General features: G+C 36.4%; 14 protein-coding genes. 7 read left to right on the forward strand and 7 right to left on the reverse strand.

What is annotated here, in order from left to right:
* The first annotated feature begins 1 nt into the window (after position 1).
* Positions 2–727: a tetratricopeptide repeat protein gene (locus CLV48_RS02405; protein WP_106565626.1), complete on the forward strand. Its 726-nt coding sequence runs from the start codon at positions 2–4 to the stop codon at positions 725–727.
* Here the strand turns inward: CLV48_RS02405 and CLV48_RS02410 are convergent.
* Positions 724–1,566, reverse strand: a complete 843-nt coding sequence (locus tag CLV48_RS02410; RefSeq protein ID WP_106565627.1) for a universal stress protein — start codon at positions 1,564–1,566, stop codon at positions 724–726. The two genes, CLV48_RS02405 and CLV48_RS02410, sit on opposite strands and share 4 nt — an antisense overlap.
* An 11-nt stretch (positions 1,567–1,577) precedes the next feature.
* On the reverse strand, positions 1,578–2,498 hold the full coding sequence (locus tag CLV48_RS02415; RefSeq protein ID WP_106565628.1) for a 2-hydroxyacid dehydrogenase: 921 nt from the start codon (positions 2,496–2,498) through the stop codon (positions 1,578–1,580).
* Between the two features lie 158 nt (positions 2,499–2,656).
* Here CLV48_RS02415 and CLV48_RS02420 point away from each other — a divergent pair, with 158 nt between their 5' ends.
* Both CLV48_RS02420 and serA read left to right on the forward strand, forming a co-directional pair.
* Positions 2,657–3,508, forward strand: a complete 852-nt coding sequence (locus CLV48_RS02420; RefSeq protein ID WP_106565629.1) for a DUF2911 domain-containing protein — start codon at positions 2,657–2,659, stop codon at positions 3,506–3,508.
* Positions 3,509–3,769: 261 nt separating this feature from the next.
* The gene (gene serA / locus CLV48_RS02425) at positions 3,770–5,662 is read left to right on the forward strand and encodes a phosphoglycerate dehydrogenase (protein WP_106565630.1); all 1,893 of its coding nucleotides are present in this window, start codon (positions 3,770–3,772) and stop codon (positions 5,660–5,662) included.
* 101 nt (positions 5,663–5,763) lie between these two features.
* Here serA and CLV48_RS02430 read toward each other — a convergent pair whose 3' ends face one another.
* Together CLV48_RS02430 and CLV48_RS02435 are read right to left on the reverse strand one after the other, a co-directional pair.
* Positions 5,764–8,583, reverse strand: coding sequence for a TonB-dependent receptor family protein (locus CLV48_RS02430; RefSeq protein WP_211299877.1), 2,820 nt, complete (start codon positions 8,581–8,583; stop codon positions 5,764–5,766).
* Positions 8,584–8,640: 57 nt separating this feature from the next.
* Positions 8,641–9,384, reverse strand: coding sequence for a GLPGLI family protein (locus tag CLV48_RS02435; RefSeq protein ID WP_106565631.1), 744 nt, complete (start codon positions 9,382–9,384; stop codon positions 8,641–8,643).
* 128 nt (positions 9,385–9,512) lie between these two features.
* Here CLV48_RS02435 and CLV48_RS02440 point away from each other — a divergent pair, with 128 nt between their 5' ends.
* Positions 9,513–10,967, forward strand: a complete 1,455-nt coding sequence (locus tag CLV48_RS02440) for a sensor histidine kinase (protein ID WP_106565632.1) — start codon at positions 9,513–9,515, stop codon at positions 10,965–10,967.
* Positions 10,964–11,644, forward strand: a complete 681-nt coding sequence (locus tag CLV48_RS02445) for a response regulator transcription factor (protein ID WP_106565633.1) — start codon at positions 10,964–10,966, stop codon at positions 11,642–11,644. Before CLV48_RS02440 ends, CLV48_RS02445 begins: the two co-directional genes overlap by 4 nt.
* A gap of 11 nt (positions 11,645–11,655) precedes the next feature.
* On the opposite strand, the gene CLV48_RS02450 is transcribed toward CLV48_RS02445, so the two are convergent.
* Both CLV48_RS02450 and CLV48_RS02455 read right to left on the reverse strand, forming a co-directional pair.
* Entirely contained in the window at positions 11,656–12,651 is a 996-nt protein-coding gene (locus CLV48_RS02450; RefSeq protein ID WP_106565634.1) for a bile acid:sodium symporter family protein, read from the reverse strand.
* The gene (locus tag CLV48_RS02455; RefSeq protein ID WP_106565635.1) at positions 12,644–13,420 is read right to left on the reverse strand and encodes a TrmH family RNA methyltransferase; all 777 of its coding nucleotides are present in this window, start codon (positions 13,418–13,420) and stop codon (positions 12,644–12,646) included. The genes CLV48_RS02450 and CLV48_RS02455 overlap by 8 nt, the downstream gene beginning before the upstream one ends.
* 24 nt (positions 13,421–13,444) lie before the next feature.
* Between CLV48_RS02455 and tamL the strand changes: the two genes are divergently transcribed.
* Positions 13,445–15,856: a translocation and assembly module lipoprotein TamL gene (gene tamL / locus CLV48_RS02460; protein ID WP_211299878.1), complete on the forward strand. Its 2,412-nt coding sequence runs from the start codon at positions 13,445–13,447 to the stop codon at positions 15,854–15,856.
* A gap of 16 nt (positions 15,857–15,872) precedes the next feature.
* A complete protein-coding gene (locus CLV48_RS02465) occupies positions 15,873–16,166 on the forward strand; it encodes a hypothetical protein (RefSeq protein ID WP_106565637.1) in 294 nt (97 codons plus the stop codon).
* Between the two features lie 43 nt (positions 16,167–16,209).
* Here CLV48_RS02465 and CLV48_RS02470 read toward each other — a convergent pair whose 3' ends face one another.
* A complete protein-coding gene (locus tag CLV48_RS02470; RefSeq protein ID WP_106565638.1) occupies positions 16,210–17,121 on the reverse strand; it encodes a YihY/virulence factor BrkB family protein in 912 nt (303 codons plus the stop codon).
* Between the last annotated feature and the right edge of the window lies 1 nt (position 17,122).

Below are 17,122 nucleotides of genomic sequence, written 5' to 3' on the forward strand. Positions count from 1 at the left end.
AGTGAGCAATTTTGATATTTCTATTCAATTCTTCAAAGAAGGGAAATTTGAAGAAGCATTAGTCCAGATCAATAGCTGTATTGACGAAGACGTATCAAATCCGGAATTATATTTCTTTAGGGCCAGAGTACAAAGTAGGTTGGGAAACCTTGAATCTGCCCTGGAAGACTTTGATTACCTTGTAAATAGAGAACCATATAATCCAAATTACATTAGCGATCGGGCAGTTGTCCTTCACCTTTTAAAGAGAAATGAGGAAGCTTTAGATGAATTTGACAGGGCACTGAACCTTGAACCGTTCAATGCCTATAGGTATTCAAGCCGTGCTTACTTCAAAGATAGAATCGGGGATCTTAAAGGTGCCATTGAAGATTATGAAAAAGCAATAGAACTTGATCCTGAAGATGCTGTATCCTATAACAATAAAGGTTTGGTAGAAGAAAAATTGGGATATAAAGAAAAATCACAAAGAAGCTTCAAAAAAGCCGATGATCTTATTGGGTACAAGTCTGTACCCACCAATAAAGTTCCTGAAGAAATAACAGAAAAAGGAGAATTTCCTAGGATAGGGAACTCTTCACAAAATTCTGAAAAGAGCATATCAGGCTTTGAAAAACTTACATTTTCCAAATATCTGCAAACCTTAAAAAATGTGTTTACCGATAAAAGTACTCGTCATGAATTCTTGAATTTTATCAAGGCAGGTTTCAAAAAAAGGGCTGATTAAGCCCTTTTTAATACTAAAAATGGTTTATTGATAAAATATGACATTTTTCTGGAAAGATTCTTGGTAAACACCTGTTCAAACCATGTTTTCTTCTTTGTTAATGTCACAAGAATATCTCCTTTCGCTATAATCAAATAATTTTCAAGTCCAAGACCTGGTTCATCCCGGTAGGATTTCAAAACAAAGTTTACTTTTTCATACTTGATGAAAGGCTGGATTTCCTGAACCATTAATTGGTGAAGCCCTTTGTCTATGGTTTTTTCCCGTGAACTAACGTGAACTATGTCTATTTCACTTTCAAAAAATTTAGCCATCTCCACGACTTTCTGTATAGCTATTTTATCCTCTTCTAAATAATCTGTTGCATACACAAATTTTCTTGGAGGCTTAAAATAAACCCTCCTGGGAATTATCATCACATCAATTTCGGATTTTTCAATTATTTTACTGCTTCTTGTACCAATATAATTTTGTTTGAACTCATTGACACCTTCTGTGCCCATAATAATGAGGTCAATTTTATTCTCTTCAGCAAAATTCAAAATTGTTTTAACTGTCTTTCCTTCCGAAATAATAGCTCTACAGGAATGTAAACCTTTCTGAATACTTTCTTCTGTAACAGTCTTCACAAGAGAATCTAACTTCTTTTGAATAAATGAATACTGGTCGATGGCCTTAACATCACCAACAGAAAGTTTTTGATAATCCTCCTTGTCCGGAACATGAAACAATATCAGTTCAGCCCCATATTTTTCCCCTAATTTGGCAGCATATTCAATAGCATTCAGGGAACATTCCGAAAAGTCAGTTGGGCAAAGAATCTTAAAATTATTGACCATATTATTAGAGATTAATATCCTTTATTTCTGTCAATTTTATTAACCAATGGCTGATTGTTCAACATTCGATGGTAATTTTCAACAATTTGCGGTGCAGCCGCCTCAGGATTGGTCACGCTTGCTATGTGTGGGGTAATGGTAATTTCTTCTCTTTCCCAAAAAGGATGGTCTTCAGGTAATGGTTCCTGCTGGAACACATCCAACAATGCACCTGAAATAAAACCTTCATCTAAAGCTTTCAATAAATCCATTTCCACTAAATGCTTCCCTCTAGCAACATTGATCAAATAAGTGCCTTTTTTACATCTCCTGAAAAAATCTATATTCAAGATCCCTTCTGTTTCGGGAGTAAGCGGCAACATACAAACCAAAACATTGATGCTTTTTAAAAATTCATCTGTCCGACTTCTGTCAAAATATGGATACCCGGAATTTTCTTTAATGGTATTTCCGAGTCCTGCAACTGAAATTCCCATAAATTGTAGTTTTTCAATCACATCACCGCCCAACTCACCTACTCCCATTACCCCAACAGAAATGGGAAGCTCGGGATTTGACATATCCCATACTCTTCTATTTTTATCACTTTTGTACCTGTCTATCTGCCTGTGCAGATTCAAAACTCCCATAATCACATAATTGGTCATGGAAAATGTAAGTTTGGAATCCACTATCCTTGTGATAGGCAGGTTATGGGGAATACTTTTATCTGAAAGAATATGGTCTACTCCTGCCCCCATTGAACAAACCAATTTAAGGTTAGGAAACCTGTCCAAAATTCCTTTGGGATGTTGCCATAAAATTACTGCCTCAACATTATTATCATCAGAAATATCAGGATAAACCTGAATCCTTATTTTCTGATCTATTTTTTTTATATTTTCGACCCAAACTGTAACATCCCTACCAGGTGAAATAATTGCAATACCCATTGCGTTTGTTTTAAATCAACAATTAATTATTCTTAAGAACGATCAATATAATTAGTTGGTTCGGTTTCTTCAATGACTACTAAAACAAATTTATGAGAACCATTTAAAATTCAAAAAAATTATTGTAAATAACATAAATTTATTAACAAAAAACAGAAATGAAAAACAAAACCATCTTATTCACTTTCATTGTAATGCTTTTCGGATTACCAGAAATAATGGCTCAGCAAATCCAAATGCCACAAGCGAGTCCAGCCGCTCAGATCAGTCAGAAAGTTGGACTGACTGATGTAAGCATTGAATATAGTAGGCCAAGTATGAAAGGAAGGAAAATATTTGGAGAGCTGGTCCCCTATGGTCAGGTATGGAGAACAGGAGCAAATGCTGCCACTATTTTAACTTTTTCAACAGATGTAAAAGTGGAAGGCAGAAATCTTCCTGCTGGAAGTTATGCAATTTATTCAATTCCAGGCAAATCAAGCTGGACCATTATCTTGTCTAAAAATACAAAATTGTGGGGAGCTGTTGGGTATGATGCCTCTGATGATGTAATGAGATTCTCTGTTAAACCTGGAAAAACAGGTCAAAAATATGAAACTATGGAAATTAATTTCATAGACATTACCGATACTGGAGCCTCAATAGCAATGAAATGGGAAAATACCAGAGTAAAATTCAGAATTGAAACGGAAGTGGATGGCATTGTTATGGCACAGATCAAGGAATTGGTAATTGACCGGGAGCCCCAAAATCCAGGTCTTTATTATCAGGCTGCAAACTATTATTTTACAAATAACAAAGACATCCCCAAGTCTTATGAATGGATCAAAAAATCTGTAGATGCTGACCCAAAATACTGGACAATGCACTTAAAAGCTAAAATTGAACTGGCATTGGGAATGAAAAAGGATGCAATTGAAAGTGCACAAAAATCTATGGAAATGGCTAGAGAAGCTAAAAACCCAGATTATGTTGGATTAAATGAAAGATTGATCAAATCCATCAAATAATTTCTTGTAAATGCCTAAATCGAAAGAGTGGTTTAATTAAACCACTTTTTTTTATGCCAATCGGCTAATCATCACCTTTTTAAGGACTGCTGGAAAATTTATTTTATGAAAAATAGATTAGATTATTTGGGTTTAAACGTAATTCAATCGATTTCCTTTCATAAGTGCCAAAAATCACAAAATGATTTTATTCAATAAATGGGTTTATTTTTTAATAATATTATAATTTTGAGGAGACAAGATTAAAAATCAGCAATAGAAATGCCCCACAATAAAAAATTCATTATTGATTTTGACAGTACATTTACCCAGGTCGAAGCATTGGACGTGTTGGGTGAAATTAGCTTGAAAAATGACCCGAAGAGAAATGAGAAGTTAAAGGCCATCAAAGATATTACCGATATGGGAATGGATGGCTCTCTTAATTTCAGAGAAAGTTTGGAAAGAAGGCTTGCAATCTTGGAAGCAAGTAAGTCCCAGATAACAGAACTTATTGATGCGCTCAAACCTAAGGTATCCAAATCTTTCAAAAGAAATAAAGAATTTTTGCATGAACATGCTGATGATATCATTATAATTTCCAATGGTTTCCGAGATTTCATTACTCCAATAGTAAGTGAATATGGCATCAAACCAGAAAATGTTTATGCCAATGAATTCATTTACAATGATTCAGGTAAAATTGTTGATTTCAATAGGGACAATGTACTATCCAACAATGGGGGGAAATCTGAAACAATCAAAAGACTTAATTTAGAAGGAGATATCTATGTCATAGGAGATGGATACACGGATTATGAAATCAAAGCCTCTGGACTTGCCAATAAATTCTATGCTTTCACCGAAAATGTGGAAAGGGCAAAAGTTACAGCCAAAGCAGACCATATTGCCCCTAGTTTAGATGAAATCCTATATGTCAATAAAATGAATAAAAAATTTTCCTACCCAAAAAGCCGAATCAATGTACTCCTTTTAGAAAATGTTCATCCTATTGGAATTGAACTGATGAAACATGAAGGATACAATGTCGAAGTGATATCATCTGCCCTTTCCGAAGACGAGCTGGCTGAAAAAATAAAGAATGTTAGCATTTTAGGAATCCGTTCAAAAACCAATGTCACTAAAAAAGTTCTAGAAAATGCTAATAGACTTATTTCAATTGGAGCTTTTTGTATTGGAACTAATCAGATTGACCTTGAAACCTGCACAGAAAAAGGTATAGCTGTTTTCAATGCACCTTTTAGCAATACCAGATCAGTTGTTGAAATGGCCATAGCTGAAATTATTTTCCTGATGCGCAACTTCCATGATAAAAGTTTGGGAATGCACCAAGGCAAATGGGACAAATCTGCAAGCGGAAGTTTTGAAATCAGAGGAAAAAAACTGGGGATTATAGGCTACGGAAATATAGGTGCCCAATTATCTGTACTAGCAGAAAACATGGGCATGGATGTTTACTATTATGATGTCATAGAGAAACTCGCTTTGGGTAATGCCACCAAACTGGATTCTTTGGATGAACTTTTGCTTACATGTGATGTGATCAGCCTCCATGTCGATGGAAGGAAGGAAAATAAAAACCTGATCAATGAATCTAAAATTGCATTGATGAAGAAAGGGGCTTACTTACTAAACCTCAGTAGAGGTCATGTGGTAGATATTAAAGCCTTGAAAAATGCCCTTGAAAGTGGTCATTTGGCCGGTGCTGCGGTAGATGTGTTTCCGGAAGAACCAAAAAACAATGATGAGCCATTTGTATCCGAATTAGTCGGGACCAGAAATACCATTCTTACACCGCATATTGGAGGATCAACCTTAGAAGCGCAACAGAACATTGCCCGCTTTGTCCCAGGAAAAATCATGGATTATATCAATACCGGAAATACCTTTAACTCTGTGAATTTCCCCAATATTCAATTGCCATTCCTTCAAAATGCCCATAGGTTGATCCATTTGCATCATAATGAACCAGGGGTCCTAGCAAAAATTAACCAATGCCTGGCCAAACATGAGATCAATATTGTAGGACAGTACCTCAAAACCAACGAAAAAATAGGGTATGTCATCACAGATATTGACAAAGCTTATTCTCCTGAAATCATTGATGTTATGAAAAAAATCCCAGGAACCATTAGGTTTAGGGTTTTATATTAACAAAGCATTTTAAAATATGGCAGGGATAATTCCCTGCCATTCGCTTCAAAAACACCATCCCTGAAGTCCGATATCTTTTTAAGAGAAATTGAAATCATTTTTCAATTCATCATCCGAAATGTTCTCATCCCTGAACCTGGCCGCGATAAGTTATTCATAGGGTTAAGGTTACTATTGAGTTTATAAGTAAAACTTAACATTACAATTCTTCCAAGGTTATTGGTGACAGTTTGTTCAATAAAATTTACATCTGCTCTTTGTGATACGCCTATATTTTGGTTAAGTAAATTCTGACCAGACAGTCGGATTTCTCCTTTGTTTGATTTGAGTATGAACCTGCTAATAGCTAAATTCAACAAAGGAATTGACTCGTTGAAATCTGTAGTCCTTGAATTGTACTTGAGGTAATTAAAATTGCCTGTAAAGCTGTATTGTTTGAGAAAATTGACCCCTAGTTCTGCATTATAAGTTTGGTTAAAAAATAACTGATTTTGCAGTGGACTGAAATCATAGGCTGTTTCCTGGCGACTGATATTAGCAGACAGGCCAAGATTTACAAACTCCTTCCAATTGTAATCGTACCTGATATTTCCTCCAAAATTTTTGATACGAATGATATCCTCAAGGTCATTGATCATGTTATAACCCTGGTTGTATAATAAATTTGGTCCAATATTGAATCGGCTATTAAGTGGTTTGATTGGAAAACCTAAGTTTAAATTTGTATTGGCCATCAAACTGTTTCTTACATTCATCGGGGTAATTGTTCTGACCAATCTCTCATCAATATTTTGAGAATTTACAATTGCATTTTCCGTGAAATTCAAAAAAGCACTGGCAAAAAGATTAATGAATCTACCCACGTCAAAACTATTATAATTTATTCTCCAGCTATGAACATATGCAGGTCTCAATTCTGGATTGCCTACATAGATATTAAGGGGATCGGCATTATTAATTACCGGCTGCAATTGTTCAATACTGGGTTCAGTAACCGAAGTTTGATAATTGAACATTAGATTTTTAGAATTGCTAAATCCATAATTCATTCTCAGACTAGGTAAAAAGTTCTCAAAATTGTTTTTGATGATCTCATCAAAAAGCAGTAATTCCCCATTTAACCTTGTAGCCTGCAAGGCGACACCTGCTACGAGGTTATACTTCCCAGAATTATAAGAAATATTGGCACCAGGCCTATGATAGGTATAGACAGAATTGAATTTGTTACTTAGAGACTGATTAAATACCCTATTTTCTCCTTCCACATCATAGACTTCCCTGTCCACTTCATTCAGGTTTTGTCTGAAATTATATACCAATTCCAAATACTTCCTGCCACCCAATGGCTCTGTATAGGAAAAGTTTCCTCCATAATTGTATGTGATATTCCTTTGGAAGTTGTCTTGCCTTATAATTTCCAATGCCGGTCTGCTTCCAAAGAATTCATTTTCTGCATAAAGATTTCCCACATAATCTCCTTCATTATAGCCAAAAATCAGATTGGAAGACAAGGTTCTACCGGGTTTGGAAAAACGGTGCCTGATCAATAATTCAGTGTTGAGTTGGAAATTATCTCCTCTGGTGAAATTGCTTCTTTCTCCCCTGTTCAATAAATTACCATCTCCATCTCTATTCGTACTTGTACTGTTCACCAAGCGGTCTGTAAAAGTATATTGTCCATTTGTGGTAGACCTTAAGGAATTTAAGCTGTCTATTTTATGGTCAATAATCAGGTTCAATCGGTGATTGGAAGACAAATTATCCTGATAACTGTTTTCATTGAAACCTATATCGCCATTTGGAAAGAAATTTAACCTATCCGTATTCTGTGTTATTATATGGTCAAGTTTATTGAAAAAATAACTACTCCTCATTTGGGTCTTTTTATTGAAATCCTTGTTCAGGTTGGTTCCAAATGCATTACTGTTCATCACACCATTTATTCTTTGACCGTTGTTCAATGGAATTGCAGGTTGCGCTCCCCCAGGACCTCCTACATTTATCCTTACCATTCCTCCAGCTGCACTTGCTATACTTTGTAAGCCACCTTGAAAATTGATGTAATCATCTATTGAAAATCCCTGTTCGTTTGTATTGTTTGACATTCCCAAAAATGAAAGTTGTTGCTTATCTGAAAACTTATTGAGATTTCCTCTTAAGCTATATCTGTCATCTGTACCAATTCCACCTGTAACATTTCCAAAATACCCCCTTTTATGACTATCCTTAAGCTTGAGATTGATGGTTTTTTCTCTTTGTCCATCATCTATACCTGTAAAAAGCGATTGCTCTGACCGGCGGTCAAGAATCTGGACTTTGTCAATAGCTTCTGCCAAAAGGTTTTTTGTGGCAAGTTTGGGATCATTTCCAAAAAACTCCTTGCCATCAATCAAAACTCTCCTTACAGTTTCACCCTGTGCTTTGATATTACCCTCAGAATCAATTTCCACTCCAGGAAGCCTTTTTAGCAATTCTTCAACATTGGCGTTAGGCATGGTTTTAAAAGACCCTGCATTAAACTCAATGGTATCTTTCTTAATCGTTACAGGGGCTATAGCTTCAACTGTAAATTCATCCAAGTCGGCTGTTTTTTCATTAAGAGCTATTTCCCCCAAAGCCATTAAAACAGAAGCATTAGGTTTTTGGATAAGTTTTGAGAAAGTAGAAAACCCCACAAAAGACACTTGGATCAGCAACTCTTCCTCTTTCAGATTTTTAATCTCAAAATTTCCGGTTGGATTGCTCACCCCAAATGTCACCAAAGTAGAATCTTTAGGATCTAAAATGGTTATTGTAGCTGATGGTAATGCTTTCCCATCCTTATCCTTAACAGTTCCTGACACCGACCATCTATTGGTCTGGGCAGACACTTGAACACAGGTCAAAAATATTACTAAAATTGCTAAGAATATCTTGTGCATGCTTTTCGAACTTGAAAATCGGTATCTAATTTTGTTTTTTGTTTCTTGTTTCCGAGTTTAATTCCTGATCATCATCCTAAATCCACCTTGCCCACTTTGAGCCCCCATTTTTTCCATTTGTTCCTGTACCATCGCTCTATAATCCTCCTCCGTTATTTCTTGTCCCCCTTTTGGAAGTCTAAGTTCATTTTTCTTCAGTGCTCTCAAGTCGATTTTATTTGCTGTGATGATGATATCATCCGTATTGATACTTACTTCCAGGATTAATCCAGGTAATCCATTAAAACTTTCGGGTCCTATGGGTAAGCGGATTTCTTCTGTATACCAAGCCATTATTTCCCTATTATTCTCATCAGTATAAAAGGCGTTTTTACAAAGCATGCCATGAATCTCTTTCGAATCCTGACCCAATTTCCAAGGAATCCTTGCAATTTCTTTTTGAATAATGTATTTCTTACCCATGAACTCTCTCAATTGTGTCGTGATTTCTTGGGACCTGTCAACATGTATTTCATTTTGTAAAACCATTCGCATCATCCTAGGTCCTCCTGCTCCCGGCCCCTGGTCAAAAGGATTTTCATCGATTGGTACAGGCTTATAAAGACTCTCCTCGCCGCTAAAGACCAAGAGATTTTCTGTGACGTTGAATTCAGGAACCATTTTTTTCATTTCCTCCTGTTCTGCAGGAATTCTTTTGTGTACATTGACTTTAGTGGAATATGTAATCACACCTTGCTCAACTTGCTGAGAAATGAATGCCAAGGAGGCACATACAAACATGGCTAAAAGATATTTTTTCATGATTTTGGAATTTTATTTGCCCAAAAGTAGAATAAGAAAATTTAAAAGCAGGTTAAGCAACCTGAATACAAGGTTAATTAAGGTTAATGGCTGAAAGCAAAGGAAAATAAACCCTTTATATTTGTCCTATGCAGCGAAAAAACCTCCGTTACTTGATACTTATGGTTTCCAGTGTCCTGACGATACTGGTGTTGCAGTTTTTTTGGCTTAAATCTGTTTACCAAGATTATAAGACTAGTCTAAAACAGGAGGCCACCTTATTGTTTGCAAATACAGTCACTGACATGTTGGATTCATTGGTGTTGCGCAAAATGACTCCTGTTTTTATCTCCGGTTTACCGGATTCGGCTTTTGTCACCCCTTTGAAAATAGAAAAAAAAACCGCCCAGGATACGATAAGGGCTTTTAGGATTGAAATCAGACAGGAGGAAAACCAAGCAGGGACCAAAGGCCAGGTCAATAGGCAGATTCAGGTGATTTCAAGCGGTGAAAAGATACCCATTGATTCTATAAGGGCAGTGGTTAGGCCCCTTATGTTAGGTCTAGATAGTTTGGGAGAGGGAAAAAAGTTTACTTTCAGAATGAATGAAGAATCTTTGTCCCCCGAAGAAATAGAAAGCACATTCAATGAAGCACTTATTGCAAGAGGATATGAAGTTAATGCCAAGGTTAGAAAATACCATGTGGAAGAGCCGATTGCCCAGCTGCCCAAAAATGTCATCAATTTAGAGGAAATAAGAATTCCATTTGGGGTTAGAATTCAAGGTTACCTCGATCATTACCATGTATTCCTTTACAAGAAAATGCTCGTACCTTCCCTATTTGCCCTCTTGGTAATTCTTTTTATCAGTTGGTCCATGTTGGCCATGTACAGGAACATGCTCAAGCAACAAAGGCTCAATCTTTTAAAAAATGATATTATCAGCAACATTACCCATGAATTGAAAACCCCAGTGGCAACAGTAGCCATTGTTTTGGAATCACTGGAGAATTTTGGAAGCCAACAAAAAGAAGACTTAAGGAAAGAATATATTCAGATTGCAAAAAACGAACTGAAACGACTGACCAAGATGGCAGAAAACATCCTTACTTCCAGTCTTTTGGAAAAAGACCAAAAAGTAAGTTTTAAATCCCTTGAATTGGATGTGCTGCTGGAGGAAAAAATCCAGTCTTTCAAACCAATTTTGGACCATCAAAATTTTGAATTTCAATACCTGAAAGAAGGGAGTGATTTTTCTATTAAAGGTGATTGGGAAAAACTGGGACTCGTCATCTTCAATTTACTTGACAATGCTGTCAAATACAGTAAAGGTGAAAAAAATATTAAAGTAAAACTGAACCAATCGGGAGGAAAAATCAACCTTCAGATTCAAGACAAGGGCATAGGCATTCCGGAAGCTTACCAAAAAGAAATATTTGAAAAATTCATCAGGGTACCTCAAGAAGATGTACATGATGTAAAAGGATATGGATTGGGTCTGGCACAAGTGAGAGAGATACTTCAATTACATAAAGGAAAAATTTCACTTGAATCTAAGGAAGGGCAAGGATCGGTTTTCACCATTCAATTCCAAAAATTATGACCAAGATCTTATATGTAGAAGATGAGCCCGCTTTGGGCAAAATCGTGAAAGAAAGTCTTCAAAGTAGAAATTACGACGTCATCATGGTGGAGGATGGCTTGAGTGCACTTAAAATATTCCCTAATTCCCAAGCCGACATCTGCGTATTGGACATTATGCTTCCCAAAATGGATGGGTATACATTGGCCGCTGGAATCAGAAAGCATTCCCCACAAATTCCCATATTATTTCTGACTGCAAAAAGTCAAGTCGAAGATGTACTAAAAGGATTTCAATCAGGCGGTAATGACTATCTAAAGAAACCTTTTAGTTTGGAAGAATTAATAGCAAGAATTGAAAATCTATTAATTTTGACCAACAGTCAAAAAAATAACCAAAAGCTTGAAATTCCATTTGGGAAGTTCATTTTTAACCCATCCCGTTATGAATTAAAGGAACCAAATGGTGAAATCAGAAGATTATCTCATAAAGAAGCAGGAATTTTGACCATATTGTTGGAGAATCCCAATCAGACCACTGAAAGGAAGAAAATACTTATGCAATTATGGGGAGATGACAGCTATTTCAATTCCAGAAACCTGGATGTTTACATCACTAAGCTGAGGGACTACCTGAAAGCAGATCGGCAAGTGGAAATTATCACGATCAAAGGAATAGGTTATTATTTTTCTATTTAATAGAAAGTATTTTAGTTCTTTTCCATTTTCTTCTCCCCCATCCGTTGTGCCAATGCCGAACCTGCCATCAATTGCAGTGCATGATAAATCATCAATGGCAATAAAATCACACCAAAAACCACCGGATCAGGAAACATCACTCTGCCCATTACAGCTCCCTGAACCAGGGATTTTTTACTTCCACAAAACATAACTGTAGTGGTGTCTTCACGGGAAAAGCGGAATCCTTTTGAAATAAAGTACATCAGGACAAGCATGAATCCAAAAAATGCCAACATCAAGAAACTCAGTCCAAATAGTTCAGCATTGGTATGACCTGAGAACATGTCTTCAGCAAAAGACTCAGCAAATGCTGTAAAAACTATAAGAAGAATGATACCCTGATCGAAATTTTTCAAAGTTTTCTGGTTCTTTTCTACAAAACCAATCAACTGTTTATGTAATAACAAACCAATAATCACAGGAAACAGTACCTGAAGACTCAATTTGAAAAAAGTGTCAGTTAGGTCAAAAGAAACCGAAGTCTCAGGAAGCATAATATCCATCCAGATTGGGGTAATAAAGATGCCTACCATACTGGAAATGCTGGCGTTAAAAATGGCTGCCGGCAGATTTCCTCCTGCAATGGAAACCATCACCACAGATGATGACACCGTGGAGGGTAAAGCAGCCAAATAAAAGGTTCCCAGCCAAAGGTAATTGCCTTCTTCTCCAAAAAGACCGTAAAAGATTAAAACTACAATTGGAAAAACAAAGAAAGTAGTGGCTTGCACCACAATATGTAATTTCCAATTGGCTAGCCCTTCCCATAATTTCTGCGGGCTTAATTTCACCCCATAGAAGAAGAATATAAAAGAAATCCCGGCTCCGGTAATTCCCTTCAAAGGAAGAGGGCTGTCTGAAGTTCCCCATTCAGGAAAAAACTTTGCTAAAAAAATCATCGCTATCAACAAAAAGAAAAATGTATTTAATCCAACCCTGCCGAGGTTATTTCTCAGATTAGCCATTTTGTCCTTTAATTTTTGATTGAATATGGGCTTGTCTTCTCATATTATCACAGATAACTGAAGTAGCAATCGCTACATTTAACGATTCTGCATGACCAAATTTTGGAATTGAAATTTTCTGGCTGACAAATCTGCTTACCTCTTGGCTGATCCCATTCGATTCATTACCCATTAAAATGATACCGCCTTGACCAAAATTAACATTGTAAATATTCTCACCTTCCAAAAAAGCTCCATAAATAGGATAATTCCCTTTTGAGAAAAATCCTTCCAAATCTGTATAGTAGGTGATCACCCTCGTAAAACTACCCATGCTAGCATGTAGCACTTTGGGATTGTAGATATCAGCTGATTCATTGGAAATCAATAATTTTTTTATCCCATACCAGTCTGCTATTCGGATTATTGAACCAAGATTTCCAGGATCTCTGATATCATCCAAAGCTATTGCCCATTCATTTGATTTTAATTCAAAAGATATGTTTTCCTTTATTTTTGCTACGGCTAAAGCACTATCGTTGGATTGGAAAGTCCCTGCACTTTCCAGTTCTTTTTGACTAACTTCTACTAGATTAACACCTGAACTTGGAATAAGCTGGTGGTATTCCCTGGCAAATTTCTCTGTGAATAAAAGATGGGTCACTTCAAAATCAGACTGAAGCAATTCCGTTACATTTTTGGAGCCTTCGACAAAAAAAGCCTTTTCCTCCCTACGGAATTTTTTCTGTTGCAAGGATTTAATAAACTTAAGCGTATTTTTGCTTAACATTCGGATAATTTCGGAGTAGTGAACATGTCCAAATATATAAACTTTCTTTTTCTGCTGATTTTAATTTCTTCCTGTTCTTTGACAAAAGGACTGAAAGAAGGAGAATATTTACTTTATGACATTGATGTCAAAGGTAATAAGCTGACCAATAAAAATGACCTGTTAAATCTGGCAAAGCAGGAACCCAATACCAGAATTCCACTACTCAATACTTCCATTGGAGTAACTTTATACAGATTTGGGGAATCAACTTATGACAGTATCAAACCGTTGAAAAAAAAAGCCAGGTATGAGAAAGAAAGGCTTGAATTACTTCGGATAGAATCAGATTCCGGAGGATTTACAAAAAATCAGAGGAAAAGGCTGATTAAAGTCAATAGTATCATTAGCTCCCTAAATAAGAAAATCGAGTTTGGTAATTTTTTTATGAGAACTGGAAATCCCAGGGTCGTTTTGGATTACACCAAAACAGAAGAAAGCAGGAGACAAATGGCCAATTACCTTTTGAACAATGGCTTTTTTGAGGCAGAAACTGATTTTGAGGTTCATACTAGAAAAAAAAAAGCTTATTTAACTTATCTGATTGTTGAAAACAGTCCTTATCTAGTGGATACTTTTTATACCCGGTCTGACGATGAAAACATCTACCTGATCCTGCAAAACCATAAGACAAAATCACAGATTAAACCTTCCAACCGCTACGACCAATCAGCCATTACCCGGGAAAGGCAAAGGGTTGAGGATATTCTTAAAGAAAATGGTTATTATACCTTTTCCAGATCCTACATAGAATATAATGTCTATAAAGATACCTTAGAAAAAAAAGTTGACATTGAACAAGTAATCAGAAAACCGATTTTTGCTGAAAAACATCAGGTATTTTTTCTGGATTCGGTTTATTTTTCCATTGATCCGCCTTCTACCGAATTATACGATGAGGGTAAGAAAAGTACCTTCAGGGATGTTAATTTTGAAGTTTATGAAGATAAATATTCAGAAAAAGTCATAGCCTCGAGGATTTTTTTGAATAAGGGAGATCTCTATAATAGAACGGATGTAATTGAAACACAAAGGCAATTGGCCAACCTTGATTTGTTCAGGTTTGTGAACATTGCTTTTGATACCTTAGGCAATGTACTTAGACCAAAAATCTACACCCAACCAAATCAGAAATACTTGGTTACCAACCAGTTGGGAGCGAGTATTACAGAACAAGTCCCTGGTCCTTTTTTCAGCCATTCCTTGAGAAACAGAAACCTATTTAGGGGTGCTGAAATCTTTGAATTTTTCTTCCGGGCTGGTTTGGAAGGTGTGGTATCAGCCACTAATGAAGGTGGGGTATTTCGAAGCCGGGAATTGAATACTTCAGCATCAGTTATATTTCCACAGTTTTTATTTCCATTCAATAAAAGTTCACTTCAAAAATTTGGCCGATACAATCCCAATACAAGGACTTTGATTGGTTACAATTATGTCAACAGACCTGAATATATAAGGGAAAGTGTCAATGGAATCATTGCATACAACTGGAATACCAGGAACCTAAAACAACAATACACATTCAATGTACTAGATGCCAATTTTATCCGATCCAATCTAAATAGGGATTTCAGGGCACTTCTGGAAGATTTACAAAATCAAGGTAACAACCTGATCAATTCATTCCTACCATCTTACGTGAGCAGTATTTCTGGACAGGTTATCATCAATTTCAATCAATATGGGCTTTTCCAAAGGAACAGAGCTTCTTTGTGGAGGATATTTCTCGAAAGTGGAGGAACAACGCTGAATTTTTTCAGTGAAGACTTTATTAACAATCGAAACTTGGCCTATTTCCAGTTCTTAAAATTCCAATCAGATTTTAGAAGATATATTCCAATTACTAACAACCAAACTTTTGCCTATAGACTAAATTTAGGATTGGCCAGGCCTTATGGCATCAGTAACGGTATCCTTCCCTATGAGAAGTATTTTTTTGCCGGAGGTAGTACAGGAATCAGGGCTTGGCAACCCAGACGATTAGGACCTGGTTCCTTTACCCCTGAAACTTTGGAGAATGGGGCTTTTGATTATAGATTTGAACAACCTGCCGATATTTTATTTGAAGGCATGTTTGAACTTCGTTCAAAATTATATGGATACTTTGATGGGGTATTTTTTATAGACTTGGGCAATAGCTGGACTTTTCAGGAAGACCTAACGCGACCTGGGGCTAATTTTGAATTTAACAGATTTTGGAGAGAAATTGCTGTGGGTACAGGTATAGGTTTAAGGATGGATTTCGATTTCCTCGTTTTCAGGTTAGATATGGGTGTCAAAGCTGTTGATCCTGCCAGACCACTTGGGGAAAGGTTTATTTTAGATGATTTTTTCAGAAATTTCCTTGGCTCCAGAGGTCAAACTGTATTCAATATAGGGATTGGCTATCCCTTTTAACTTAAATCTTATCACCATGGAATTTGATAGTTTCCTTCAATCAGTAAAACAGCAAAAAAAACCGGCCAATTTAAGTAGCCAATTAGAAGCTTTGTGGTATGATGGTATTGGCAATTGGAAAAAAGCTCATGATTTGGCTGACGGACCGGCAGATCAACTTTCTGCCAGAGTTCATGCCTACCTACATCGAAAAGAGGGTGATCAATGGAATGCGGATTATTGGTACAGGAGATCAGGAGAAACTAGACCCTCTTGCAGCCTTCAAGAGGAATGGGAATTATTGGTCAGAAGGATTCTTGATATCCAATAGCGTAAACCTAGCATTACTTCTTCCTAATTATTTTCAATTCAGATTAATTTGAGTCAAGTTCTTTAAGCTCTACTTTTACAGCTTGTGGAAGTGGTACCACACCACCTCCTATATGCTCTGCCAAATAATAGGTTAATTGACCACCAAAAAGGAAAATAACCAAAGAATAATATATCCATACCAAGAGTACAGCCAAAGAGCCCGCTGCACCATAGGTAGTACCCAGGTCACTGTTACCTATGTAAAGGCTGATCAGGTACTTGCCAATTCCAAAAAGTACCATAGTAATGATGGCTCCCAGCCAGGTGTCTCTCCATCTTACCCTTGCATCCGGTAATATTTTGAACATAAGAGCAAATATTATTACCAGAACCAATTGTGTTACTGCGAAGTTAATCAAAGCAAAAAGTTGAATGTTAATTTCAACTATATACTCAGTCAAATACTCACTGACTATAAGCAATGCCGCTTCCAAGATCAGGGAAGCTATCATAACTAGACCGATGGAACCAACCAATAGAAATCCGAGAAGCCTATTTACAACATATTTTAGAATGCCTTTTTTGGGTTTTGCTTTTATGTGCCAGATATGGTTGATGGCATTTTGAATGCTTATAAAAACTGTTGTGGCACTGAAGGCCAAAATCAAAAATGCGATTATGTAAGCAATTCCAAAATCTGGACTGGTAATATAATTTCCAAGGATTTCCTCTAAGGTTACACGGCTTTCCTGCCCTGCCATTGCCTCTACCTGTGACAATATTTCATCCTTCATTTTTGATTGGCTTAAAAACGTTGCTCCAAAATTGAGCAATAAAAGCAAAAGTGCCGGTAGGCTGAAAATAGTATAGAAAGCAGTTGCTGCTGCTAAATTTATGGATTCCCCATTCGAGAAATCAATGATGCTGTCTTTTAAAATTTTTAATAAACTGTATTTATTGTATTTCTCCAACATG

This window comes from Cecembia rubra (genome assembly GCF_003014575.1).
GTDB lineage: Bacteria > Bacteroidota > Bacteroidia > Cytophagales > Cyclobacteriaceae > Cecembia_A > Cecembia_A rubra.